Here is a 24,968-nt window from a genome sequence, read left to right on the forward strand (position 1 = left end):
CGCCGTTGGCCGTACCGCACGCCGGGCACGAACGCATCGCGTCAGCCTCCTGTCTGTTCGGGCTCTTCGGGCGGGCCCGGCAGGACCTCCACCCGGCAGGTGAGGTGGACGGGGCACGAGGCCGTGGCGACGTCCAGGACGCGGTGGGCGTCCACCGGGACGTCCGCGCGCACCGGCCAGACCCGGACGAGCAGTTCACCGGTCGGCGGCGGCGGGAGCGCCCCGCCGGGCTCGGCCGACCAGGTGGCGCCCCCGCCGTCCCGGACGTCCGCGTGCACCCCGCAGACCAGCCGCAGCCGCTCGACGAGACCCCGCCGGGTGCCGCGCCACCGGTGCAGCTCGACGGCGCGCGCGACGACCGCCCGGCGCAGCTCGACCGGCCACGCCGGATCGGTCTCGACGCCCACCCACGAGGCCAGCCAGGGCAGGAAGTCGGCCGGGGCCAGCGCCGGGTCGACGTAGGCGGGCAGGTTGTCCAGTGTGGACAGGACCGGCGCCAGCACCGTGTCCAGGCCCGCCGTGAACCGCTGGGCCAGGTCGTCGTCCGCGTACAGGGCGGGCAGCAGTTCGCCGATCGGGTAGCGGCTCGGCAGACCGGGTATCGCGGCCCGTGTCATACGTCCTCACCGGCCCCGCTCGCGGTGACCACCACCTGGTGCTGGTGCGAGAAGACCAGGGCGCCCGGCGCGACGTCGACCCGGTCCACCGCCGCCCCGCGCCGGCCGGTGATCGGGTCCGCCGGGAACAGCCGGACGTCCTCCACCAGACCGGCCCCCTCCACACTCTGGAGCACGGCGAAGACCTCTCCGTACTGCACGGGCCTCCCGAACGGCCACCCCCGGCCGTCCGCCCCGCCGCGCAACGGGTCGATGTGCCGGAACAGCGCCTCCAGCGCCTGCGCCCGCACCCGGTCCACGTCGCCCGGCGCGGCCACCAGCCGGGCGACGACCGTGACGCCCTGGTAGGCGGGCGGCTCCACGATCAGCCGGGTGCCCACCAGACGCCGTTCGTCGAGCCGTTCGGTGACCGCGGCCAGCACCTGGTCGGAGGGGATCAGCTGCTCGAAGCGGAGATGGCCGTCCTCGTCGGCGACCGCGTCGGGCACCACCAGCACCCGTACCGCGCCGGCCTCGCCCGCCACCGCCGGCACACAGCGCACCCGGCGCAGCGACGGCGCGGCCTCCCGGGCGATGAGCTCGTAGTCCTCGGCCGTCACCGCCCGCTCCTGCACCCGCAGGATGTTGGGCGCGCGCACCTTCGCGTTCTCCACGGTCTCGCCGTCGACCCCGCCGGTCGCCGCCTCGCGGTTGTTCACGTCCGCGACGTACGGCACCGAGCTGCGCAGCACGGAGATCGCGCCCCGGGCGACGTTCCCCGCCGCCCCGCCGCCCGTGCGGTAGCGCGGAACGCGGAGCTGGGCGCCCTTCTCCGGCACCGCACCGTACGCGCGCATCGTGCCGTCCGGCTCGCGCACCTCCGGCGGGAACGCGAACTCCCCGGAGACCGCGTCGATCCGCACATGCCGGTCACCGGGCCCGGACGCGCCGAAGTGCTCGACCGGCGTCCAGATCTGCCAGCCCTCGTCCGCCGACACCTGGACGACCGGCGGCTCCCCGTCCAGCAGCAGCGGCGCCCGGCTCACCGTGAACCGCTGCCCGGCGACGCCCTCCGACACCCCGAGCGGCACGTCGATGACGGTCTCCGCGTGCTCGGCCGCCGTCGTGCCGCCGACCGTGAACACCTCGGCCTCCCGGATCGTCGGCGACTCCGAGTAGAACGGCTGGCCCGGCTCCGGGGCGGTGACCCGGCAGCGCAGCCACCCCGCGCGGGTGCCCGCCACCACGGACGCGGTGTGCCCGGCCGGGACGAACACGACGACCTCGCCGGGCCTGTTGAGCCCGCCGGTGCTGTCGGTGCCGGTCGCGCACATCACCCAGCGCGCCCCGTCCCACGCCTCCCACACCAGCGGCGGCTGACGCGGGTCGACGCCCACGCCCTCCACCCGGCTGTCCAGGCGGACGGCGACGATGCAGCGCGGCACGGCCGTCGGCAGCCCGAACAGCAGGGCGTCACCGGGCTCGGGACGGCTCTGGAAGCACGGGATGTCCTTGCCCGCGCCGAGCGGCGCGGTCCGGTCCGTCTGCTCGCCCGACACCGGCGCGGTGACGAGCCGGACCAGCGAACTCGGCACGATCGGCAGGTCGTCGGCGGTGGAGAACACCACCGGCTCCTCGGCCTCCCCGCGCGCCGTCGCCACCTCCGTACCGGCGGGCAGATGCACGGTTTCCGGCTGCGGCGCGGACAGCCAGAAGTCGATCTCGGCCCGGGCCACGGTCGGCGGGAACAGCGTCACGCCGAGCAGGTCGAGGAAGGCCGCGTAGTTCTTGTCCGGCACCCGGTTGAGCCGGTACAGCAACTGGTCGACCAGGTACGCGAACGTCTCGATCAGCGTGACCCCGGGGTCCGACACATTGTGGTCGGTCCACTCGGGAGAGCGCTGCTGGACGTACCGCTTGGCCTCGTCGACGAGCTGCTGGAAGCGCCGGTCGTCCAGATTGGGCGAAGGCAGGGCCATCAGCGCATCCCCGCTTCCTGAGAGGTCTCCGCGGCCGGACCCTGAGACGACGGGATCGTGTAGAAGGGAAAGACCAGGTTGCGCAGGTCGTTGGTGGCCCGCACGGTGTAGTGCACGTCGATGTAGAGCGTGCCCTCCTCGATGGCGTCGAACGCGATCACCACGTCCGTCACCTCGATGCGCGGCTCCCACCGCTCCAGCGAGGTGCGCACCTCCTGCGCGATCCGCCCGGCCGTCGCCCCGTCGCCGGGCGCGAAGACGTACTCGTGGATACCGCAGCCGAACTCCGGTCGCATCGGCCGCTCGCCCGGCGCGGTGCCGAGGATCAGCCCGATCGCCTCCTCGATCTCCCGGTCCCGCTCGACCAGCGCGATCCCGCCCGTCGGCCCGACCCGCAGCGGGAAGCCCCAGCCGCGTCCGATGAATCCGCCGCCGCTCACATCGGGCCCCCGATCAGGACGTTGAACGCACCGCTGATGATGGGCGCGCCGCAGGTGGTCTTGTCGCCCATCCGGGCCGCGGGCAGTCCGCCGATGAGCACCGCCCCGCCGATCGCGGCGGCGGGGTTGGGCATGATCACGTTGCCGGGCCCGAGCGCCGCGTGCGGGGGGATGACGCACCCGTGCAGGCTCCCGGTGACGGCTGCGGGCCGGCCGCCGATGAGCACGGTGGCCACGGCCACCGCACCCGGGGGCGGGGTGGCGATGAGACCGCCGTGGGCGGTGCTGTCGCCCGTGCGGGCTGCGGGGGGCATGGCCGGGGTTCTCCTTGCTGCGAAAGGGATTTCAGGGGTGCGAGTGAGTGGTGGACGGGGGCTTCGGGGGAAAGCGGGTCGGTGGTCGGTCAGTTGATCCTGATGAGTTTGGCCTTGAGGACCGCGAGCAGTCCGCCGTCGACCGTGACCCCCGTCTTGCCGTTGACGGTCACCGAGCGGCCCTTGATGTTCACGTCGCCGGTGGCGCCCGCGTCGAGCGTGATGCCCGAGGCGGACAGCGTCACCGAGCTCAACTCCCGCGTTCCGCCACGGGCTTTCACGGTCAGGGTGATCTCGCCCTTCTTCTCGTCGAGGACGACGTCGAGCCGCTTGTCGCCGGTGGCGATCCGTACGCCCGACGGCCCGCGCGGGGCGTCCAGCAGCTCCAGCCGGTTGCCCGAACGGGACACCAGGGAGCGGCGGTTGACCTTGCCGCTCGTCGGGTCGACCAGCGGGACGTCGTGCGGCGACGGCTTGTCGACCCCGTTGTAGAGGCCGCCGAGCACATACGGGCTGTCCAGCAGCCCCTGCTCGAACCCGACCAGCACCTCGTCGTTGACCTCGGGGCTGAACACCCCGCCGCCGCCCTGGCCGCCCCACTGCACGGTGCGGACCCAGTCGGTGACGTACGTGTCGTCGAGCCACGGGAACTTCAGCCGCACCCAGCCGCGTTGGCCCTTGCCCTCCTCGCGGATGTCGGTGACCACCCCGATCGCCAGACCGGGCATCCGCGGTCCGCGCGAGGGGGCGTTGCCGCCGGCGGTCAGCCCGGACAGCGAACGGTCCGGCGAGGCGCTGACGATCACCGTCGTGCGGTAGCCGGTGTCCGGTTCGAGGACGTGGTGGGCGGCGGTGGCGGTGTAGCGGCCGGAGAACGCGGGCCCCACGTTGCCGAGGGCCACCGGCAGACCCGCCCGCAGCTGGGGGTTCCCGTACGCGACGGCCTCGACCTCACCGAAGCCGGAGCTGACCGAGGCCGCGAGCGCACCCGCCACGGCCCGGGTCTCCGCCTGGGTGCGGTACGGAGTGTCGGCGATCGTCGTACGGGAGCCGCCGGAGCCGAAGATCCGCGCCGCCGTCGACGGGCTCATCCCCGGCACGACGGTGTCGCTGCGGATGGACTGCTGCCGGGCCACCAGCCGGGTCTTGGTGTCGACGTTCCAGCCGCGCACCTCGACACTGTCCGCCCCGTCCGCACCCGTCAGCACCGCACGCAGGGCCAGCAGATTGTTCCCGTACTCCAGAACCATCGGGTTGCGCGTGGCGGACGTCGAGGGCGCGGGGGCCGAGGAGGCCGGGTCCGGCTTGGTGAACTGCAACAGGCCCTTGTCGTCGACCCGTACGGTCGCGCCGCTCTCGGCCGCCAGATGCTGGAGGAACTCCCAGTCCGACACGTTCGGCTGGGTCAGCTGCTTGTACGTGATCGACGCGGCCTCGATCCGCCCGCAGGCCAGACCGGCTCCGGTGGCGACCTTGCGGACGATGTCCGCCGTCTTCATGTTCCGGTACGCCACGACCTTCCGGCCGCGCTGGAGCCGGTGCGCCTTGGAGAACGCCCGCACGACGGTGAACGAGCCGGTGGTGTCGGTGTCCAGCTCGATCGCGGTGACCTCACCGGTGAACAGCCGCTCGCGCGCCCGGTCCTGCACGGTGACCACCGAGATCTTCAGCGGGGTGCCCATGCCGATGCCGGTCTTGGCGAGGAAGGTGTGGTCGGGGTCCCGGTACGTCAGGACGGCGGTGTCCGGCAGGCCCACGTTCTCGTCGACCACACAGCTCACCAGCTGGGTGGCCCAGACGGCGGGCAGCTCGGCCGGCGCCTCGACGATCGGGTCGGCGGCGAAGGAACGGCCGGGGGCGTCCTTTCCACTCATCGGCTCTCCTCCGCCAGGTGGTCCTCCCGCCCGGGCACCAGGAGTTCCCGGCCGGGCGTCAACTGCATCGGGTCGTCGATGTCGTTGGCGTACGCGATGGTCCGCCAGGCGGTGGCGTCGCCGTACTCCCGCCAGGCCAGCAGAGGCAGGCTGTCCCCGGCCACGACCCGGTGGGTGCGCCGCGCCTCCTTCGAACCCGAGGTGGGGTTCTGGCCGGCCGGGTCGACGCTCGCCTCCTCGATCGACAGGGAGCAGGTGGCGCGCAGCGGCTTCCCGTCCACGTCGAACAGCGTGTACGACACGGAGAGGTTGGAGAGCACCCCGTCGAACGAGGTCGTCTTCGACGTCCCCCAGTCGAACCGCACCCAGGGGCTGGCGGGCGTCTTGCGGGCCAGACTGCTGGGCGTGGGGACACAGGCGGTCATCAGCTGCTCCACCGCCTTCTCCACGGAGTTGTCGTGGGTGGCGGTCGCGTCGAGGAAGACCTCCAGCGACAGGGCCCGGGGCCCGCTGCCGACGAACTCGGGCAGCGCGGACTGCCCGGCCATCCGGGACGGAGTGCGCCGCCACTCGGTGCTCTTGCTCAGCGACAGCTTCGCCGGGTTGAACTGCAACGTGAGCCGGGCGAGCGTGCCGCCCGGCTTGGCGCCGACGGTCGACGGCGGCTCCATGATGGTCAGCTGGGCACGAGCGCGGCTCGCACGGAGAGCGGGTGACATGGCGTTCCTCCTTCCTTCGTCCTGGTCTTCGCCTCGGTCGCGGTCCCGCCGGGGGCGGTCAGGACGGCTCCAGCCCCTCGTGCGCGATCTCCAACGTCTCGATCGCCGCCTGGGAGTTGGCCGGATCGAAGGACGGCCCCTGCCAGCGCACCGGCACGATGCCGTGGACCTGCCAGCTGATGATCCGGCTGAGATCGGGGCGAAGCGCCACGATCTCGCCGTCCTTGGGCTCGACCCGCTGGATCGTCTCGTTCAGCCAGCGCGCGATCTTCATCGTGTCGGCGGTCACCGGGCGGGTCAGCGTGATGTTCGTCCAGGTGATCCGCCCCGGCAGCTGCCAGGTGAACCCGTTGTTGCCGCCCTCGGCGTACGTCTCCATCTCCACCTCGGCGCCCAGACCGGAGCAGGTGTGGAACGCGCCCAGGTCGCTGCCGCCGATCGCGAGCTTGAAGAACACGCTCGTCGCGAAGATGTTGTCCGTCATGCGTCTCTCGTCTTCTTCTCTGCTGTCGGTCGTACGGGTCGTGCGGGGGCGGGCGGTTACGGGTGCGGGTCCGGCGCCGGGCTCGTCGTGGCGTCAGCGGCGGCCGTCGTGCAGCCGCCCGCTGCGTTCCCGGCCCCGCCGCAGATCCGCGCGGATGAGCCGGCTCACCGGGTCGAGGAGCCGGCGGGCCAGCTCCTCGATCTCCGTACCGCTCAGCCGGTTCGCCGGAGAGGCGTCGGGCCCGTCCTCGGCCCCGGCCGCGGGGCCCGCCCGCTGCACGGCGGGCTTCGCCGGGGCGGCCTGCACGGGCACCCCGGTGATCCCGGCGTTCGCCGCCGCACGCTGGACCGCCTGCGCCCTGCTCTCCGGGCGACCCGCACCGGCGGTCTGTGCCGGTGTGCGGGGCGGCACCCGTACGGAGAGACCCGGCGGCCCGGCGGGCGCGGCACCGTCCACGGGGGCCGGTCCGGCGGCCGGCGGACCGGCGCCGTCGGGCACCACCGGCATCGCCAGCCGCTGTACGGGTACGGCGTCGGCTCCCGGCCGCGCGGCCCCGGGCGGATGCGGCCGTACGACCGGAACGCGGCGCGGACCGGCGGCGGTCGCGGATGCCGATGCCCCGGAAGGCGTTGGCGGTGCTGAGGGCGTGCCCGGCCGGGCGGACCGGGCGTACGGGAGCGGCGCGGCGGGTGCGGACGGGGCCGATGCAGCGGACGGAGAGGCGGCGGCGCGTTGGACGACGGGGGCCGCCGGTGCGGTGCGGTGTGCGGGGCCCGGCTGCGGACCGCTCGGGGATGCGGGCGAGGCGTTCGTGGCCCGCCCCGGCCGTCGTACGAGTCGCTGGAGCACGCCGCCGGGCGGGGTCGGGGCGGCAGCGTCGGTGGTGGCGTCGGCCGTGGGGTGCGGGGCGTGGCCGGGGGCGACCGGGCCGCCGCCGTCCCGGTGAACGGGGTTCGTGGTCGCGGAACGCTGGACCGGGTCACTCGGCACCGCACCGGAAGGCGTCGCCCGCCGGGCGCTCGGCAGGTCCCCGGTCCGGGCGTCGGCGGGGCCCGGCTGCGGTACGTCACGCCGCCAGGTGGCCGCGACGACCGGGCGGGCGGTGCCGCCGCCTGCCGCAGGTGCCGCCGGCGGCGCCGAAAACCCTTCGGCGGAACCGGTGTTCACCGTCAGGCGGCGTTCGGTGAGCAGGGCCCGTGACCGCTGGACGGTGGGCGAGAGCGACAGTGACGGTGCCGTACCGCCGGAGCCCCGCGGCGTCGCCCGGTCCCGGGCGACGGGCCGGATGCGTGCCGGGGGCGGGGGAGCGTCGGAGGAGGTACGGGCGGGGCCCGGGGCCGCCGCGCGCTGGACGGCGGCGGTTCCGGGAGAGGGCGGGGCGGGCACGGCGGAAGTGGCGGGTGCGGCGGAAGCCGATCGCACCGGCATCGCGGCGGGCGGGCCCTGCGGCGCGGATGCGTGCGCCGGAACGACGGGCCCGGAACCCGGGGTCGTCGCCGGTCCGTGGCCCGGGGCGCGGAGCGGGTCCGGCCGTGTCCCCGTCCCCGGAGACGTACGGTCGCCGAGCAGCGGAGCGTCGCCGCCGAGCCGGGCGGTCGGCGGCAGTGAGGGAAGCGGTGTGCCGATCCCGCCCCGCACCCGGGCCCGGGAACCGCCGGAGGCGTCGGGCCGGGATGCCGGGGAGGAGGCGGTGGGCGTCGCGCCGCCCGGGGCCGGAGCTCGCTGCACGGAGGGGGCGGGTCCCGAAGGCGTGGACGGCCCGGACGTCCGGGCGGACTGGGACGGCTGGGCCGACCGCGACGACTGCGTCTGCTGGGACGACTGGGTCTGCTGGGACGGCTGAGACGTCCGGGGCCGGGAGTCGGGCGTCGGCTGTTGCCGAGCCGACGCCTTCGCCTGGGCCTGCGCCGAACCGGGTGCGGGCACCCGGGGCGTCGCGTGCGGCGTGGCCGGAGGGCTCGGCGGGTCCGTCGCCCGGCGCTGGAGCACCGGCAGCTCGGCGGCCGGGGGGGGCGACGCGGGCGCGGACGGTACGACGCCGACGCCCGCCGGACCGCCGTCGCCGGCCGGCCTCGCTCCGTCGGGCAGGGCGCGCAGAGGCTTGCCCAGGGCCGGGCGCACCACCTCGGCGGCGGGCGGGCCGGAGGCGCGGTCGGGGGACGGGGGTTCCGGAGCCGTACGGTCCGGACCGCTCCGCCTCTCGGACACGGCCCGCTGGACGGCGGTGGCCGGAGCAGCCGCAGCCGGAGCGGAAGGAGCGGCCGAAGGGGCGGCAGGACCGGAAGGTGTGACGGGCGTGACGGGTGCGGCGGGCGGGAGCCCGGCGATCTGCCGCAGCGGCATCACCGGACGCCGGGCGACGATCAGCGGCGGGGCGATCCGCTGCGGACGCACGGCCGCGGGCCGGGCCCGGTACCCGGAGTCCGGTCCGTCGCCGTGGGCGTGGCCCGTGGTGGTGTGCGGGTCGCTCACGCGAGCCGCACGCGAGGAGGCCCCGGAGCCGGATGAGCCGGACGGACCGGAAGAACGCGACGGCCCTGAAGCCCCTGAAGCCCCCGAAGTTCCTGAATCCCCGGACGGACCCGAGGACTTCGACGAACCGGAAGCCCCCGACCGGCCGGCCGGCCCCGACGACGACCCGCGCGCGGCGGACGGGGCAGCCCCGGCCGACCGCTGGACCGACGGCGCTCCAGGACCCGGCTTCCCGGCCCCCGTACCAGAAGCCGAACCCGTACCCGACCCCGTACGGCCGCCGGCCCGGCTGTCCCGGCCCGCAGCCCGGTTCACCGAGGCGGACGGCAGGTTCGGCGTGGGCTCGGCGGGCTCGTCGGCTTCCTGGGGCCGGACCGCGCGCAGCAGCAGCGGTCCGCCGGGGGAGGCGGTCCGGGCGCTGCCCGGGCGGGCGACGCCGTGGATGAGGCCGACCGGGGCCGACGGCAGGACGGAGTGGCCGAGTTCGCCGCCGAGGGCCGGGTTCTGCCAGGAGGCGAGCCGGGACCGGAACCGCAGCCCGTCGCTCACGCCGATCGAGGACCGGGCGACGGTCACCGACGGCGGGGCCACCCGCCGCCAGCCGCCGTCCCAGCCACCGCCGTCGCCCTCGCCGGAGGCCGGAGCGGTGGACACCGAAGCAGCGCCGGAGGCAGGGGCGGTGGCGGAAGCGGGTACGGCGGTGCCGCCCGCGTCCCGGCCCGTGCCCTCGCCGTTCTCCCGCACGGGTGCGCCGGACCGCCGTCGGTCCGTCCGGCGCAGCCAGTCGCCGAGCCCCACACGATCACCCGCCTTCGTTGACGCGGGTGTTGATCCGCGCTATCTCCCGTACCCACTGCTGACGTTCGCCGTGGGTGAGGTCGAGAATGTCCTCACGCTGCCAATGGAAGTGGTAGGCGACGTACGCGATCTCCTCCCGCAGCCGGGGAAGCGCGTACGTCACGATTCCCCCAGGCGCCCACCCGAGAGGTCCACCTCGAACGACCCGTGGCACAGCGGGCAGGTCACCGCGGCATGCGTGTGGCCCTCGCTGTTGATCCGCCGGTAGAAGTCCTGGAGGAACGCCACGTCGGTCGCGTACATCCGCTCGACGATCCCGGCGTGCACATCGGTGACCGGGCCGAGCTGGGTGATCACCTGGCTGAGCAGCACCACGGACAGATACGCCGGGTTCTCCTTCACCCGCAGGTCGATCTGCGGGCGCAGTTCGTCCCGGGCCGTCGCCAGCCGCATGGTGCCGTTCCGGTGCACCTGGCCCTCGTCGTCGACGTACCCGCGCGGCAGCTCGAAGGCGAACTCCGTCTGCAGCGTCTCCCGTTCCCGGGGGCGGGCGGGCGCGGGAGCGGCGGCCTCCTCGCGTGCGGCGGGCGCGGCGGCGAGGGTGTCGAGGACCTCTTCGAGGCCCGCGCCCGGCGTAACGGTCCGGCGCCTCATTCGACCACGATCTCCTCGAAGGTGATGGTCACCGTCTCGGTCGCCGCGCTGGACTCGCCGGCCTTGAGGGAGGGGCCCTCCCACTTGGAGGCCCAGCCCTGCATCAGCTGGATGCGGCGGACGGTCTCTCCGGTCGAGTCCTTGATCTCGATCGTGAGGTTCTGCCGCGCGGTGTCCACGGCCCCGTTGTTCAGGGTCTCCTTGATCCAGGTGGTGAACTCGCTGCTCTTGTCGAGGCCGCGGGTGATCGTCACCTCGCCCGCCTGGCGGGCGCCCGGCTGCTTGCGGATGATCTGCTTGCCCTCGGCGGTCACCTGACGGACCTCGACGACTTCTTCCTCGACGGTCATGCCGCTGATCTCCTGGATGGACTCCACGAGATAGCCGCCGAGCTGAACGCCGAAGACGTGGGTGGAAAGAGCGTCGCCCTCTGCCATGACTGTGTGTCACCTGTTCTGATCGGGAAGGGAAGTGAAGGGGTGCGGGAGGACCGCGAAGGTCACTCGTCGACGAGGCTGGTGCTGTCCGAGAACTGCGAGAGACGGAAGATCACGAACTCCGCGGGCTTCACCGGCGCCACCCCGATCTCGCAGACGACCTGACCGAGGTCGATCGACTCCTGCGGGTTGTTGCTCCGGTCGCACCGGACGTAGAACGCCTCCTCGGCCGTACGGCCGAACAGTGCGCCGCGGCGCCACTCCTCGGTGAGGAAGGCGGTGACATTGCGCCGGATGCTCGACCAGAGGCGGTCGTCGTTCGGCTCGAACACCACCCACTGGGTGCCCAGGAGGATGGACTCCTCCAGGTAGTTGAAGAGGCGGCGCACGTTCAGGTAGCGCCAGGCCGGGTCGGAGGAGAGGGTGCGCGCGCCCCAGATGCGGATGCCGCGGCCGGGGAAGGCGCGGACACAGTTCACGCCGATCGGGTTGAGGAGGTCCTGCTCGCCCTTGCTGAGGCGGATCTCCAGGTCCACCGCGCCGCGGATGACCTCGTTGGCCGGGGCCTTGTGCACTCCGCGCTCGCCGTCGCTGCGCGCCCAGACGCCGGCCACGTGACCGCTCGGCGGGACCAGGGAGTTGCGGCCGCTCGCCGGGTCGAAGACCTTGACCCACGGGTAGTAGAGGGTCGCGTAGCGCGAGTCGTAGCCGGCGTCCTCGTTGCGCCAGGTGCGGACGCGCTGGGCGTTCATGCCCGGCGGGGTGTCCAGGACGGCGACCCGGTCGCCCATCTGCTCGCAGTGCGAGATGACCGCGAGCTGCACGGTCTTGACGCCCTCGGCGTCGATGTCGCCGCGCTGGAAGGCGCTCATCAGGTCCGGGACGGCGACCATCGTGATCTCGTCGATCGCTTCGAGACCGGCGAACCCGGTCCGCGCGGAGGCGTCGCCCACGTACTCGGAGGCGTCGATCCGGGCCACACCGGAGCCGGTGCCGGGGGCGCCCGCGGCGGCGAGGGCGACGGTCTGCTTCTCGGGGCGGCTCTGGGCCGTGCCGGGCTGCTCGGTGACCTGGACGAACTTGGAGTCGCGGGTCTGGGTGACCAGATAGCCCTTGACGTTCTTGCGGGTGGACACGTCGTACGTCTCCACCGTCTTGCCGCCCTGGCGCACCAGCAGCCGGAAGCGGTCCTCCGGCGGATTCTCCCCCTCGGCGTCGGCGATCTCCACGGAGAGGCCGTCGCCCGTGCCGGGCTTGGCCTCGACCAGGAAGCCGCCGAGCGCGACGGCTGCGGGGGCCGGGGCGACCGCGCCCTGCGCCGTACCCTCCGAGCCCTGCGCGGGGCCGCCGATGCGCACGATGTAGGCCGCGCCGCCGCCGTTGGCGAAGAAGCCGTACACGGCGTGCGTGAGATAGGTGTCGGCGGTGAAGGTGCCGAACGTCTGGACGTACTGGTCCCAGTTGGTCACCAGCGTCGGCTGGTGGAAGGGGCCCGCTTCGGCGAAGCCGACGAAGGCTGCGACCGCGGTGCCGACTCCTTCGATGGGCCGTGCTCCGGACTGCACCTCCTCCACGTAAACACCGGGGGTGAGGTACGACGGCATGCTCGCTCCTTCTGGACGGTCACTCGATCACTGTCCAGTCTCGACCGGCCGCCCGGGCGGAGAGTAGGCCCCAGAGTCCTGGACGCGGGGCAATGAGGCTGCCTTTCCGGGCCCTCGTATCCACGGGAAAACTGCCCTTGGCGGGCCGGCCGGAACGGTCCGCCTATTCGCGGACGCCGACGCGTATTCCGCCGGCCGTGTGAAGAGAAGGAGAACAACGCGTTACGGAACCGCCCGAAGCGGCCGCCCCTGTCGGGGGATTGGGCGAAAGGGAGGACGGCGCGCCGGGGAGCCTATGTGTTTGGTATCTCTTTTTCTCGGTAAACGCCGGAAGGCCGACAGACGTCCGGGGCTGCCGGGGAGACGCGCCGAGGTGACGCGATTCGGCCAGAATGCGCCGGGAAGGCGGGGGAATCCGGCCGGGTGCGGAGGGCGGAAGCGGGCGCCGAGACACTCCGAACGGGCACCCCGCTTCCGCCCCCGAGCCGTCAGGACCGGTCCTGAGCAGGCCCGTTCGGGCGCCCGTCCATCGGAAGCGGATATTCTTCCGGTGCTGTCGCCGCCGCGGGCGACCGAACTGGTAGAGGCCTTTGGCGTATCCGGGAGGGCGAATCCGCCATCGCCCGGCACGCCGGGTTTCCTCTCGGCCGGGTTTCTGCTGTTGTCTCGTTGACAGGCGAAGCAGAGCGCTCGGCGTCGCTGTTTCTATCGTGCGAGATCGCTCAGCACGCCACTGACATTCAGAACCTGATGGCATCCGGAAGCTTGTGTTCCGGTAGCCGGGGTGCCGGGCTTGGCACAGGTGACGGAAGCGGTGACGGTGGCGTTCTCCGGAACCTGAATGGGGGTGACCCAGTGATAGTCCTGGTTGCGGAAGGTTTCCAGTGCGATGGTCGTGATCTTGCGCTCTCCGAAGGAGATCGTCACGACGCCTTCGTCACCCTGGAAGTTCGCCACCACGATGTCGGTGACGCCGAACACCTTCCCGGCCGGAACCTTGTAGGCCCGCTCCTCCGTGGCTCCCGCCCGCGTCTGCACGTCGATGGTCTCGGAGGCCTGCTGACCGCCGCCGACCCCGCCACCGCCGTTGCCGCCACCTCCGCCGGAGCCGCCCGGTCCGGTGCCGCCCGTACCGGGGCCCGTTCCGTCCGGACCGGTGCCCTGGCCCTGACCACCGGCCGGGTTGTCCGCACCGCCCGGCGGGGTCGACCCCTGTTCCTTACCGCGCTCGGTCTCCTCCTGCGCGGCCTTGGTCCCGGCCTGCTTGGCCGTGCTCTGCACCGCGGGCCGCACCAGCGCGAACCACGCGAGCAGCAGGGCCAGCAACGCCGCCAGCACGATCAGCAGCCACTTGGGCAGCACCGGTATCTGGGCGAACTCCCCGGGCAGCGGCTCGGATCCACCGGGCAGCGCGTCCTCGGCCTCCCCCTCGGTTCCCTCGGTCGCCGTGACCTCGAACGGCCAGGTGACGGGTTCGCCGAACCAGATCAGCTTGCGGGCCCGGACCTTCAGCCGGACCTCCGCCGACTCGCCCGGCTCCAGCCGCTTCTTGTCCGGCGTGAAGGCCAGCCGCAGATCCTCGCCCGCCTGCTTGGCCGCGAGGGCCACGTCGACCGGGGTGTTCCCCTTGTTCTGCACGGCGGTACGGAAGCGGGCGCCCAACCAGCCCCGGCGGCGGCGCGGTTCCAGCTCCGTACGGAGCTCGTGGAAGGGCTCCACGGTCACCGTGGACTCCGGAACCACCACCGACTCGGGCCGCTCCGCGGGCAGCACCCGTACGGCCAGGGGGGTTTCGCCCGCCCGGACCTCGTGGGAGCGCGGCGGGGCGAAGGTGAGGGTCACCGTCTCGGAGGTGCCCGGGTACAGCGACACACGTGCCGGCTCGACCGTGCTCCAGGCGGCACAGTCGCCGACCACTTCGAGTGTGTAGGCCTCGACGATGTCGCCGTCGTTGCGCACGGTCAGGGTGGTCGTCGCGGTACCGCCAGGCGACACCGTCACCGTGCGGCTTTCGAGTTCGGCAGATGTGGTCACTCTGCGACGGTAGGCCGCCCGCACCGCTCGGCAGCAGAGACGCGAGGGCAACAAGCGGGCAGGGGTGGTGCCCCGAGGGCCCACCGGCACGGTGTCCCCGCGCCCCCACCGCGCGCCCGCGCGCCCTGCCGCGGCCGGCGGAGGCGATACGAGGACCGGCGGACAGCGCCAGCAGGCATATCGGGCTGAAGTACCTGAGGAAGACGGGCACGGAACGATGACGACGATCACGGACACGACGAACAGCACGACGAGCACCACGGTGAACGGCACAGCCGGCAGCACGGCCACGCGCGGGCACTACCGCAGGCCCGACGCCTCGGGCCGCCGCACGCCCGCCTCCGGGGGAGCGCCCGGCGGCAGGGTCTCCGTGGCGGTGTACGCGGAGGACCTGATCCTGCAGACCGGCATGATCCACCAACTGCGGGTGCGGCCCGAGATAGAACTGCTGCCGGAGGACGAGGCGGACCGCGCCCAGGTCTCCCTGGTCGTGGTGGACATGGTGGACGAGCCCACCGTCCAGCTGCTCCACCGCCTCCAGCGCAACACCGCCACCCGCACCGGACTGGTCGTGGGCTTCTTCGAGTCGGGCGCCCTCCAGACCATGATCGAGTGCGGCGTCGCCGCCGTCCTCCGGCGCGGCGAGGCCGACCAGGACCGGCTCGTCCACCTGGTCCGGGCGATGGCCAACGGCGAGGGCGTGCTCCCGGGCGATCTCCTCGGCAAGCTCCTCGACCACGTCAGCTCCCTCCAGCGGACGGTCCTCGACCCGCGCGGGCTCACGCTCTCCACGCTCACCGCGCGGGAGGCGGAGATGATCCGGCTGGTCTCGGAGGGCTGTGACACCGCGGAGATCGCCCAGAAGACCTCGTACTCCGAACGCACCGTCAAGAACGTGCTCCACGAGGTCGCGACCCGCCTCGAACTGCGCAACCGGGCCCACGCGGTGGGCTATGCGATGCGGCACGGGCTGATCTGAGGGGCGGCCCGGGCGGGAGCGGGGCGGCCCGGGCGGCAGGTGGCCGGGCCGCCCCGTCCCCGCGGCTGTTTCCCCGGGAACGGGGCCCCGCCGCCGCAAAGGGCAGCGGTCCCTTCCCCCGCCCCGGGTACTCGCGGCCTGTTCTTCGGACCCGCGCGCGGGTGAGGCTGGCCGGTGGAGAGTCATCGACAGACTGTGAGGTGGGCCGTGACCGGCACTGCTGGCCCGGCAAAGCATTCCCGGCTGGGCCGACTGACCGGTGCGGTGGTGCTGTTGGCGCCCCTGCTGCTGGTCGGCTCGGCCGCCGCCCCGCACGGTGCGGGCCAGGCCGTCGCCGCCCCGGTGGACGCGGATCCGCTCCAGGCGGGGCGTATCGCCTTCGCCGGTACCGAGCACCGCAGCCTGGGGCGGGCGAACGACGAGGACACCACCGATCCGCTGTTCGGCGACGGGCCCGCCCACTACGACCAGGACCCCTCCGCCCGCGGTGACGTCCTGGTCTTCACCAGCCTCCGCGACAGCGCCAGGCCCCAGGTGTACGTGCGCGGCGCGGACGGGTCGGTGCTCCGGCTCACCACCGACCGGGACGCCGCCCACCCCGAACTCTCCCCGGACGGCCGGACCGTGGTCTTCGACTCGGCCGAGCCCGGGCCCGGTGGCACGGTCCAGCGCGACCTGTGGTCGGTCGGCGTCGACGGCACGGACCTGCGCCGGCTCACCGACACCGCCGACAACGAGGAGTCCCCGACCTGGTCGCCGGACGGCACGAGGATCGCGTACGCCTGCGACGGCGACGCCGCACGGGGGTGGCAGATATACGAGCGGGCCGTCGACGGCGGTCCGCAGACCCGGATCAGCGACGGCCCGGCCGGTGACGCCACCGAGCCGTCCTGGAACCCGGTCGACGACCAGGCCCGCCGGGGCCTCGTCGCGTACACGCTCACCACGAACCCCGACCCGGACGTCGACGACGGCACCGAACTCCGCGCCACCCAGGGCATCGGGACCGACCGGCCGCTGCTGGCCGGCGCGCACGCCGCATGGGGCACCCGCTCGGCGTCCTGGCTGCCCGACGGCAACGACATCGTCTTCCTCAGCCCGTACCACACCTGCGGCTGCGACGACTTCGACCATGTCTACCGGGTGACCGCCTTCGAGGGCGACGAGCCGCCGGACCAACTGGTCAACGAGAACCGCGAGGTGGGACCGCCCACCTGGTTCCCGCCCGCCGGGACCGTCATCGTGCCCCGGATCACCACGAAGCCGGACGGCCTGCTGTCGGCGGCCCACATCGTGACGCTCCAGGACGTCCGGCAGGACGGCTCCGACCCGCGCGACCTGCACCTCACCATCCTCAAGGAGGACCCGGCGGCCCGCACGAACGAGGACCCCGCCGTGAACCCTCTGTTCCGGCCGGCCGACGGGTACGACCCGTGGCACGAGCGGCAGAACTACACCCCCGACGGCCGGCGCATCGTCGTCACCCGCTTCGAGGACTCCGACGCCGGGCGGATCGAGCGGATCTGGATGGCCGACGCCGACGGGACGAACGCGGCGGTGCTGCCGCTCGCCGGGCGCGGCCCGAACGACTGGGACACCGACCCCACCTTCTCGCCCGACGGCACCAAGCTCGCGTTCACCCGTACCTCGCCCGGCGGCGTCGGGGACGCGTCGGGGCCGGGCCGGATCCTCATCGCCGACGTCGCCACCGGCGCGATCCTCGACGAGATCCGCCCGCCCGAGGGCCGCCAGGCGGGCGACGACGCCCAGCCGACCTGGTCCTCCGACGGCGTGAACCTCGCCTTCACGCGCAAGGAGGTCATCAACGGCAACGGCGGCAACAAGCACATCTGGGTCGTGCCGGTGGCCGACCTCGACCGGCAGCGGGACCTGAGCGCCACCATCTGCCCCGGCGACTGCGAAGTCATCGACGACAGTCCGGCGTTCTCCCCGGACGGTCTGAAGGTGGCGTTCAACCGCAAGGACGGCGGCGGCCGGGTCAACGAGCAGGCCGGCGTCCTCATCAAGCCGCTGCGCGGCGGCGGCTGCCGGGTCGTGCTGCCCTCCGTCCAGAAGGACAACCCCGCCGGCTGCGACCTGCCGATCCCCGACACCACCGCGACCGGCCCCCACCAGCCCCGTGACGTGGCCTGGTCGCCCGACGGCTCCAAGCTGCTGTTCACCTCGCGCCGGGAGCTCGCACCGAACTCCATGGAGCAGCTCTCCGTACTCGACATCGCCTCCGGCGACCAGGCCCCCGTCGACAACACGCACGACGGACGGCAGAAGGAGCCCGCCTTCCAGCAGTCGGTCGATCTGGCGCTGACCGCACCGCCCACCGTCCCCGCGGTGGAGGTCGGCTCCTCCACCGAGGTGACGATCACCGTCACCAACCGGGGCCCCTCGCCCTCGCCCGGCACCACCCTCACCGTCGACGCCCCGCCCGGCGTACGGCTGGAGGAGCTGACCACCGACGCCGGAACCTGCGCCGCCGGAACGCCCCAGTGCGACCTCGGCATCGTCCCGCCCGGCACCGACGTGACCGTCACCGCCCGGCTGACCGGCGTGACCATCGGCGACCAGCGGATCAACTGGTCCGTCACCGGGGCCGTCCTCGACCCCAACCCCACGGACAACGCCACCGGCACGATCGTCCCGGTCGAGGACGTGCCGCCGCCGACCCCGAGCCCCACGCCCACGACGCCCGCCCCGACCCCGACGCCCCCCGACCCCACGCCCACCCCGACGACCTCCGTGCCGCCGACGACCACGCCGCCCCCGCCGCCGGCCCCCGCGCCTCCGCCGCCCGCGCCCGAGGCCGGGCCCGGCGTCACCGTGCGGGCCCAGCCCAGCCCCGGTTACGTCGGCGGCAAGGTCGTCGTCACGTACACCGTGCGCAACGGCAGGAACGCGCTCGCCACCGGACTCCGGCTGAAGCTCGGACTGCCCGCGAACATCCCCGCCGGACCGTCCCCCGCGGGCTGCACCGGCGGCACCTGCACGCTTCCCGACCTGGCACCGGGCGCGTCCACCGTGGTCAGCGTCGTCCTCTCGCCCGACAGGGCGCTCCGTACGACGATCACCGCGTCGCTCACCACCACGGGCACCGACGCGAACCTCCGCGACAACGTCTCCCGGATCCCGCTGCGCATCCTCCAGCCCCGCATCGTCGCGGTGCCCAAGGTCGGCAAGCCCGGCTTCGTCACCTCCGTACGCGGCAAGGACTTCCCGCCCGGCGCGCCCGTCACCCTCAGCTGGAAGCCCGGGATCACCGCGGCGGCCGCCCCGACCCGGCCGTTGGGCGACGGCACGTTCATCGCCCAGCTCCTCATCCTGGCCAAGGACGAGACCGGGCCGCGCGACATCACCGCGAAGGGCCCCGGGTTCAGCCCCGTGAAGACGGACTTCCTCGTGGTGCTCGGCACCATCACCCCGCCCGACGAGGTGATCCGCCGATGATCCACGAGGTCGACGAGGGGCTGCGGCTGCTGCTGGCCGAGGCCGGTCTGGAGGACAGCGGCGTCGAGCTGGTCTTCGACGCCCCGACGAAGGACTGGTCCGCCCGCCGCAACGCCCCGACCGTCAGCGTCTTCCTGCACGGCATCCGCGAGGACGCGGGCAGACGGCGCACCGGTACGGCCGAGGTGCACGACGGGGAGGGTGTGGTCACCGGCTGGCGGACCCCGCCGCGCTGGTTCGAGCTGACCTATCTGGTCACCGCCTGGACCAACCGCCCGCAGGACGAACACCGGCTGCTCTCCGAGGTGTTGCGCACCCTTGTCCGCTCCGATGTGCTGCCCGCCCGGCTGCACACCGGCAGCCTCGCCGAACTCGGGCTGACCGTGGAGCTGGAGGCGGCCGGGCCCGGCGCCGGCGGGCCGTCCGTCTCGGACGTCTGGTCCGCGCTCGGCGGCGAGCTGAAGGCCGCGATCGACCTCCGGGTCGTCGCACCGCTGGCCGGCGAACGCACCCCCGCGGGCCCGCCGGTCACCGAAGGACTCGTGATGAAGGCGGCACCGCACCTGAACGACCACGGCGACGACGGCGGCCCCGGCCGCCGACTGCGCTACGACGGGGCGTCCGACCCCGGCGCGGCGGGCTTCGCCGCACCCCGTGAACGGCGACTGCCGCCCGGCCGGCGCAGGCGGGGGAACGCGGCACGATGACCCTGGCACCACAACAGGCGTACGAACAGAGCCCGTTGACCGAGATCGGGGAGGTCTGGGAGCGGCTCGGCCGGATCGAGCAGCGGGTCCGGGAAGCCGTCGCGGCCCGCCGGTCCGTCGACCCGGACCCGGACGACCCCTACCGGGGGCAGTACCTCACCCCCGAGGCCGCGGCCCGGATCCTGGAGACCCGCGACGCGTTCGCGCCCGTACCGCCGTACGAGGACGGCGGCCCGGCGGACACCCCGGCCGGGAGCCGGCTCGGTCAACTGGCCGAGCGGTTCGGCCTCGTGCCGCTGGACGTCGAACTCCTGCTGGTGGCCCTGGCCCCGGACATCGACCCCCGGTTCGAGCGGCTGTACGGCTACCTCAACGACGACCTCACCCGGCGCCGGACCACCATCGGTCTGGCCCTGGAGCTCTGCGGACTGCCCGCGGCGGGCTCCGGACGCTTCCGGTTCTCGCCCGCCGCCCCGCTCGTCGCGGGCGGTCTGCTGGAGATCACCGACCCCGAACGGCCCCTGCTCTCGCGGCTGTTGCGCGTACCGGACCGGGTCGCCGCGCATCTCCTCGGCGACGACGAGACCGACGGCCGGCTGCGCGGGCTGGTCCGGGAGGCCACGCCCCCGACGGAACCGGACGAGCGACCCGAGGTCCCCCGGATCGCGGCCGCCCTCGGTACCGGCAGCGGTCTGGTGCACCTCCTCGACCGGGGCGGCGACCCGCGCGGCCTCGCGGTCGAGGCACTGCACGCCGCCGGCCGGCGCCCGCTGGTCGTCGACCTCGCGGCGCTCGCCACCGCCGCCGAACCGGCCCCGCTCGTCCGGGCGTTGGCGACCGAGGCCCGCCTCGGCCGGGCCGGAGTGGTCCTCGGCCCGCTCGAAACGCTCGCCCCCGAACGCCCCGAGGGCGCCCGGGTGCTCGCCTCGCTCTGCGCGGCGCTCGACACCACACCCCTCATCGCGTACGGCAGGAAGAACTGGGACCCGCTGTGGACGGCGGAGAGCCCGGTGCCCGTCACCGTCCTGCCGCCCGGACCCGACGGCGTGGCCCGGCAGTGGCGGCGCGCGCTCGCCGAGGCGGGCCGGGCCGTCGGCCTGTCCGCCGCGCACGCGACCGCCGACGACGCCCTGATCGAGGCGGCCGCCGCCTACCGGCTCGACTCCGGCCAGCTGCGCAGGGCCGCCACCGTCGCGTCCCGGCTCGCCGTCCTCGGGCCCCGGCCGGTGACCCCGGAGGACCTGCGCACGGCGGTCCGCGCCCAGAACGGCGCGGGCCTGGAACGGCTCGCCCGCCGCATCGAACCCGCCGTCGGCTGGGACGACCTGGTGCTGCCCCCGCCGACCCGCACCCAGCTCTCCGAACTCGCCCTGCGCGCCCGCCACCGCGAGACGGTGCTCGGGCGGTGGCGGATGCGGCCGGGCGGCGGCCGGGGCCGGGGCGTCATCGCCCTGTTCGCCGGGGAGTCCGGCACCGGCAAGACCATGTCCGCCGAGGTGATCGCCGCCGAACTGGGCATGGAGCTCTACGTGGTGGACCTGTCCACGGTGGTGGACAAGTACATCGGGGAGACCGAGAAGAACCTGGAGCGGATCTTCGTCGAGGCGTCCGACGTCAACGGCATCCTGCTGTTCGACGAGGCCGACGCGATCTTCGGCAAGCGGTCCCAGGTCAAGGACGCGCACGACAAGCACGCCAATGTGGAGTCGGCCTACCTCCTCCAGCGCATGGAGTCCTTCGACGGCATCGCCGTGCTCACCACCAATCTGCGGGCCAACCTCGACGAGGCGTTCACCCGCCGCCTCGATGTGATCGCCGAGTTCCCGATGCCCGACGCCGAACAGCGCCTGGCCCTGTGGGACCGCTGCCTGGGCCCGGCCATCCCGCGCGACCCCGCGCTCGACCTGGAGTTCTGCGCGAACCGCTTCGAGCTGGCCGGCGGCTCGATCCGGGCCTGCGCGGTGACCGCCGCCTACCTCGCGGCCGAGTCGGGGACGCCGCTGGACATGGACCAGCTGGTCACGGCGGTGCTCCAGGAGTACCGCAAGCTGGGACGGCTGGTGCTGGAGAGCGAGTTCGGCCCGTGGCTGGCGAAGGAGCGGGCGCGGGGCGGACGGTAGCCGAGACCGTCGACGCCGACCGGATCGTCCGCAGGCCCGCGGCCGTGTCCGGGGAGACCGCGGGAGGCTTCCCGGGCGCCGCGCGCGCCCTGGCCGGCGAGGAGGCCCTGCGCGCCCCCGGAGCCCGTATCGCGACTTGACCTCAAGTTCGGTTGAGGTGGCCCAATGGTCACCGGATGCCGGCCCATGGCCGACCGACCGGAGGAGCGCACCATGGCGACCCGGCACACCGACCGCGACCGTACGGTGCCGCAGCCCCGGCCGGTGTTCTGACCATCATGGCGCGAAGCGAGAAGGGACGTACCAGCCATGGCTGAGGCAGTCGCGGCGGACGAGGAACCGCAGTACCCCGAGCTGAGCCGGCGGACCGTCACCCTGGTGGTGACCGGGCTGCTGCTCGCGGTCTTCATGTCCGCGCTCGACGGCATGATCATGGCCACCGCGATGCGGACGGTCGCCGACAGCCTGCACGGACAGACCCTGCAGGCCTGGGCCACCACCGGCTATCTGATCACCGCGACCATGTCGCTGCCGCTCTACGGAAAACTCTCCGACATCTTCGGCCGCAAGCGGCTGTACATGGTGGCCATCGCGCTCTTCCTGCTGGGGTCGTTGCTCTGCGCGACGTCCCAGTCGATGTACGAACTCGCCCTGTACCGAGGCATCCAGGGACTGGGCGGCGGTGGGCTGGCGTCGGTCGCCCTGGCCGTGCTCGCCGACATGCTGCCGCCGGACCAGCGGGTGCGCTACCAGGCGAACTTCGGCGCGGTCTACGGCGTCGCGAGCGTCCTGGGCCCGGCCGTGGGCGGGCTCTTCGCCGGTTCGGACAGCTTCCTGGGCATCGAGGGATGGCGCTGGATCTTCCTCGTCAACCTGCCGATCGGCCTGATCACCCTGGTCGTCGTCGGCAAGCTGTTCACCCTGAAGAGCGTCCGGGTCCCCCAGCGCGTCGACTACTGGGGCGCCACCTCGCTGGTCATCGCCCTGGTGCCGTTGTTGCTGGTCGCCGAACAGGGCAAGGAATGGGGCTGGGCCTCGCCGCTCTCGCTGACGCTGTTCGCGCTGGGCGCGGCCGGTGCGGTCTGGTTCCTGCTCGTGGAGCGCAGGATGGGCGACGAGGCGCTGATGCCGCCCCGGCTCTTCAGGAACAGCGCGTTCACGCGGGTGAACGTGGTGAACTTCATCGGAGGCATCGGCGCCTTCACCTCCATGACGTTCCTGCCGCTCCACCTCCAGATCGTGCAGGGCCTCTCACCCACCACCGCGGGCCTGCTCCTGCTGCCGCAGTCGATCGCGACCACCGTGGGAGCCAAGTTCGCCGGACCCGTCGTCGCCAGGACCGAGCGCTACAAGTTCATGCTGGCCGGCGGCCTGACCATGCTCAGCGTCACCTATCTGGTGCTCAGCACGGTCGGGGTGGACACCCCGCTCTGGATCATGGGCGCCCTGGCCGTCGCGATGGGCCTGGGGCTCGGCGTCTTCATGCAGACGGTCCTCACGGCCCTGCAGAACAGCGTTCCCCGCAAGGACATGGGCGTCGCCAGCGGGCTGTACAGCTTCTCGCGGCAGCTCGGCGCCATCTCCGGCACGGCGGTCTTCCTCTCGGTCATGTTCGGCATCGCCGCCGGCCGGATCATCGACTCCTTCGCCTCGGTACGGAACTCGCCCGAGCTGCGGTCGGCGATCAACGACCCGGCCGTGCGGTCCAGCGCCGCCGACCAGAAGGTCCTCGACGGGCTGCTCGACGGCACCGAGGGCATCGACCTCGACAACACGTCGGTGCTCGGCACGCTCGACCCCAGAGTCGCGCGCCCGATCCTGGAGGGCATGGGGAGCAGTATCAACACCGTCTTCCTCGCCCTGGGGGCTCTCGGTCTCCTCGCGGTGCTCGTATCGCTCACCATCAAGGAGAAGAGAGAGCCGAAGGAGCCGGACGAGGAGAGCGACGAGGCGGGCGAGAGGACCGCGGCCGCGGAGTGACGCGCGCCCGGCCCGCCCCCGTACCCCTCAGAACGCCACCGCGTCGCGGATCAGCGGGCAGGTCATGCAGTGCCCGCCGCCCCGGCCCCGCCCCAGCTCCGCGCCGACGATCGTGATGACCTCCACGCCGGCCCGCCGCAGCAGCGCGTTCGTCTGGGTGTTCCGGTCGTAGGTGAAGACGACCCCCGGCTCCAGGGCCACCGCGTTGTTGCCGCTGTCCCACTGCTGGCGCTCCGAGGCGTAGACGTCGCCGCCCGTCTCGATCACCCGCAGCTGGGGCAGGCCCAGCGCGCGGGCCACGACCTTGGTGAACGGCGTGGCGCCCTCGTCGGTGATCGCGATCCCGGGCGCCCGGTCGGAGGGCCGCAGCGAGAACGTGTGGACGTCGTCCATGATGCGCGGGTACAGCGTGACGATGTCCCGGTCCGCGAAGGTGAACACCGTGTCGAGGTGCATCGCCGAGCGCAGCTTCGGCATGCCGGCGACGATGACGTGCTCGGCCGCCCCCTGCGCGAACAGCGCGGCGGCGACCTGGGTGATCGCCTGGCGGGAGGTCCGTTCGCTCATGCCCATGAGGACCACGCCGTTGCCGACCGGCATGATGTCCCCGCCCTCGAACGTCGCCCGGCCCCAGTCCTTCTCGGGGTCGCCCCACCAGACGGTGGAGCCCCGGAAGTCGGGGTGGAAGGTGTAGACCGCCTTCATCAGCAGGGTCTCGTCGTGCCGGGCGGGCCAGTAGAGCGGGTTCAGCGTCACCCCGCCGTAGAGCCAGCAGGTGGTGTCCCGGGTGTAGAGGGTGTTGGGCAGCGGCGGCATCAGGTACTCCCGCGCCCCCGTGCCCTCCCGGGCCAGACCCACGTACGCCGAGCGGAACTCCTCCGGGAGGTCGGCGATGGCGAGACCGCCGATGAGGTGGTCGGCCAGCCGGCGTGGCGTCAGGGTGTCGAGGAAGGCGCGGGTGTCGTCGACCAGGCCGAGGCCCACCTCGTTCGCGTCGATCTTCCGGTCGAGCAGCCAGGACCTGGCCTCCGGGATCGCCATGGTCGCGGCGAGCAGCGCGTGCAGTTCGACCACCTCCACCCCCCGCTCGGTGAGCTGGGCGACGAAGTCGGCGTGGTCCCGCTGGGCGTTCTCCACCCACATCACGTCGTCGAACAGCAGGTCGTCGGAGTTGGTCGGGGTCAGCCGGCGGTGGGCCATGCCGGGGGCGCAGACCAGGACCTTGCGCAGCCGCCCCACTTCGGAGTGGACGCCGAGGGCGGAGGCGGGGGCGGTGGATGTCACGGTGGGCCTTTCACTCGGTGGGGGAGACGGGGCG

General features: G+C 73.3%; 20 protein-coding genes. 6 read left to right on the forward strand and 14 right to left on the reverse strand.

Annotation, left to right across the window (positions count from 1 at the left end; translation table 11 throughout):
• Window positions 1-41: 41 nt before the first annotated feature.
• The 13 genes from KV381_RS26695 to KV381_RS26755 all read right to left on the reverse strand — a co-directional run bounded on the left by KV381_RS26695 (window position 42) and on the right by KV381_RS26755 (window position 14,372).
• Window positions 42-617 (reverse strand): phage tail protein, encoded by a 576-nt coding sequence (locus KV381_RS26695; protein ID WP_030079094.1) that lies wholly within the window; start codon window positions 615-617, stop codon window positions 42-44.
• Window positions 614-2,575 (reverse strand): putative baseplate assembly protein, encoded by a 1,962-nt coding sequence (locus KV381_RS26700; RefSeq protein ID WP_218786578.1) that lies wholly within the window; start codon window positions 2,573-2,575, stop codon window positions 614-616. Before KV381_RS26700 ends, KV381_RS26695 begins: the two co-directional genes overlap by 4 nt.
• Window positions 2,575-3,015 carry a GPW/gp25 family protein gene (locus KV381_RS26705; protein ID WP_030626464.1) on the reverse strand — a complete coding sequence of 147 codons (441 nt, stop codon included), beginning with the start codon at window positions 3,013-3,015 and terminating at the stop codon, window positions 2,575-2,577. Before KV381_RS26705 ends, KV381_RS26700 begins: the two co-directional genes overlap by 1 nt.
• Window positions 3,012-3,329 (reverse strand): PAAR domain-containing protein, encoded by a 318-nt coding sequence (locus KV381_RS26710; RefSeq protein WP_030079088.1) that lies wholly within the window; start codon window positions 3,327-3,329, stop codon window positions 3,012-3,014. The genes KV381_RS26705 and KV381_RS26710 overlap by 4 nt, the downstream gene beginning before the upstream one ends.
• Before the next feature lie 89 nt (window positions 3,330-3,418).
• A complete protein-coding gene (locus KV381_RS26715) occupies window positions 3,419-5,203 on the reverse strand; it encodes a VgrG-related protein (protein ID WP_218786579.1) in 1,785 nt (594 codons plus the stop codon).
• Window positions 5,200-5,922, reverse strand: coding sequence for a LysM peptidoglycan-binding domain-containing protein (locus KV381_RS26720; RefSeq protein ID WP_030079084.1), 723 nt, complete (start codon window positions 5,920-5,922; stop codon window positions 5,200-5,202). Before KV381_RS26720 ends, KV381_RS26715 begins: the two co-directional genes overlap by 4 nt.
• Window positions 5,923-5,980: 58 nt before the next feature.
• A complete protein-coding gene (locus tag KV381_RS26725) occupies window positions 5,981-6,406 on the reverse strand; it encodes a phage tail protein (protein WP_030079082.1) in 426 nt (141 codons plus the stop codon).
• A 93-nt stretch (window positions 6,407-6,499) separates the two neighbouring features.
• Window positions 6,500-9,676 (reverse strand): hypothetical protein, encoded by a 3,177-nt coding sequence (locus tag KV381_RS26730; protein ID WP_218786580.1) that lies wholly within the window; start codon window positions 9,674-9,676, stop codon window positions 6,500-6,502.
• Window positions 9,677-9,680: 4 nt separating this feature from the next.
• Window positions 9,681-9,839, reverse strand: coding sequence for a DUF6760 family protein (locus tag KV381_RS26735; protein WP_003966147.1), 159 nt, complete (start codon window positions 9,837-9,839; stop codon window positions 9,681-9,683).
• Window positions 9,836-10,330, reverse strand: a complete 495-nt coding sequence (locus KV381_RS26740; RefSeq protein ID WP_030079078.1) for a hypothetical protein — start codon at window positions 10,328-10,330, stop codon at window positions 9,836-9,838. Before KV381_RS26740 ends, KV381_RS26735 begins: the two co-directional genes overlap by 4 nt.
• Window positions 10,327-10,767, reverse strand: a complete 441-nt coding sequence (locus tag KV381_RS26745) for a phage tail protein (protein ID WP_007457189.1) — start codon at window positions 10,765-10,767, stop codon at window positions 10,327-10,329. Before KV381_RS26745 ends, KV381_RS26740 begins: the two co-directional genes overlap by 4 nt.
• 62 nt (window positions 10,768-10,829) lie before the next feature.
• On the reverse strand, window positions 10,830-12,371 hold the full coding sequence (locus KV381_RS26750) for a phage tail sheath family protein (protein ID WP_030079072.1): 1,542 nt from the start codon (window positions 12,369-12,371) through the stop codon (window positions 10,830-10,832).
• A 705-nt stretch (window positions 12,372-13,076) separates the two neighbouring features.
• On the reverse strand, window positions 13,077-14,372 hold the full coding sequence (locus tag KV381_RS26755) for a hydrolytic protein (RefSeq protein WP_218787304.1): 1,296 nt from the start codon (window positions 14,370-14,372) through the stop codon (window positions 13,077-13,079).
• A 250-nt stretch (window positions 14,373-14,622) separates the two neighbouring features.
• On the opposite strand from KV381_RS26755, the gene KV381_RS26760 reads away from it, so the two are divergent.
• The 6 genes from KV381_RS26760 to KV381_RS26785 all read left to right on the forward strand — a co-directional run bounded on the left by KV381_RS26760 (window position 14,623) and on the right by KV381_RS26785 (window position 23,650).
• A complete protein-coding gene (locus KV381_RS26760; RefSeq protein WP_030079068.1) occupies window positions 14,623-15,384 on the forward strand; it encodes a LuxR C-terminal-related transcriptional regulator in 762 nt (253 codons plus the stop codon).
• 207 nt (window positions 15,385-15,591) lie between these two features.
• Window positions 15,592-18,843 (forward strand): hypothetical protein, encoded by a 3,252-nt coding sequence (locus KV381_RS26765; protein ID WP_256995158.1) that lies wholly within the window; start codon window positions 15,592-15,594, stop codon window positions 18,841-18,843.
• The gene (locus KV381_RS26770) at window positions 18,840-19,550 is read left to right on the forward strand and encodes a DUF4255 domain-containing protein (RefSeq protein ID WP_218786581.1); all 711 of its coding nucleotides are present in this window, start codon (window positions 18,840-18,842) and stop codon (window positions 19,548-19,550) included. Before KV381_RS26765 ends, KV381_RS26770 begins: the two co-directional genes overlap by 4 nt.
• Window positions 19,547-21,670 carry an ATP-binding protein gene (locus KV381_RS26775; protein ID WP_030632632.1) on the forward strand — a complete coding sequence of 708 codons (2,124 nt, stop codon included), beginning with the start codon at window positions 19,547-19,549 and terminating at the stop codon, window positions 21,668-21,670. Before KV381_RS26770 ends, KV381_RS26775 begins: the two co-directional genes overlap by 4 nt.
• Window positions 21,634-21,810 (forward strand): hypothetical protein, encoded by a 177-nt coding sequence (locus tag KV381_RS26780; RefSeq protein WP_181007996.1) that lies wholly within the window; start codon window positions 21,634-21,636, stop codon window positions 21,808-21,810. Before KV381_RS26775 ends, KV381_RS26780 begins: the two co-directional genes overlap by 37 nt.
• Window positions 21,811-21,979: 169 nt before the next feature.
• Window positions 21,980-23,650, forward strand: a complete 1,671-nt coding sequence (locus KV381_RS26785) for an MDR family MFS transporter (RefSeq protein WP_063751836.1) — start codon at window positions 21,980-21,982, stop codon at window positions 23,648-23,650.
• Between the two features lie 27 nt (window positions 23,651-23,677).
• Here KV381_RS26785 and KV381_RS26790 read toward each other — a convergent pair whose 3' ends face one another.
• A complete protein-coding gene (locus KV381_RS26790) occupies window positions 23,678-24,934 on the reverse strand; it encodes an arginine deiminase (RefSeq protein WP_218786582.1) in 1,257 nt (418 codons plus the stop codon).
• Between the last annotated feature and the right edge of the window lie 34 nt (window positions 24,935-24,968).

The sequence above is a fragment of the Streptomyces sp. WY228 genome (genome assembly GCF_019287315.1).
GTDB lineage: Bacteria > Actinomycetota > Actinomycetes > Streptomycetales > Streptomycetaceae > Streptomyces > Streptomyces caviscabies.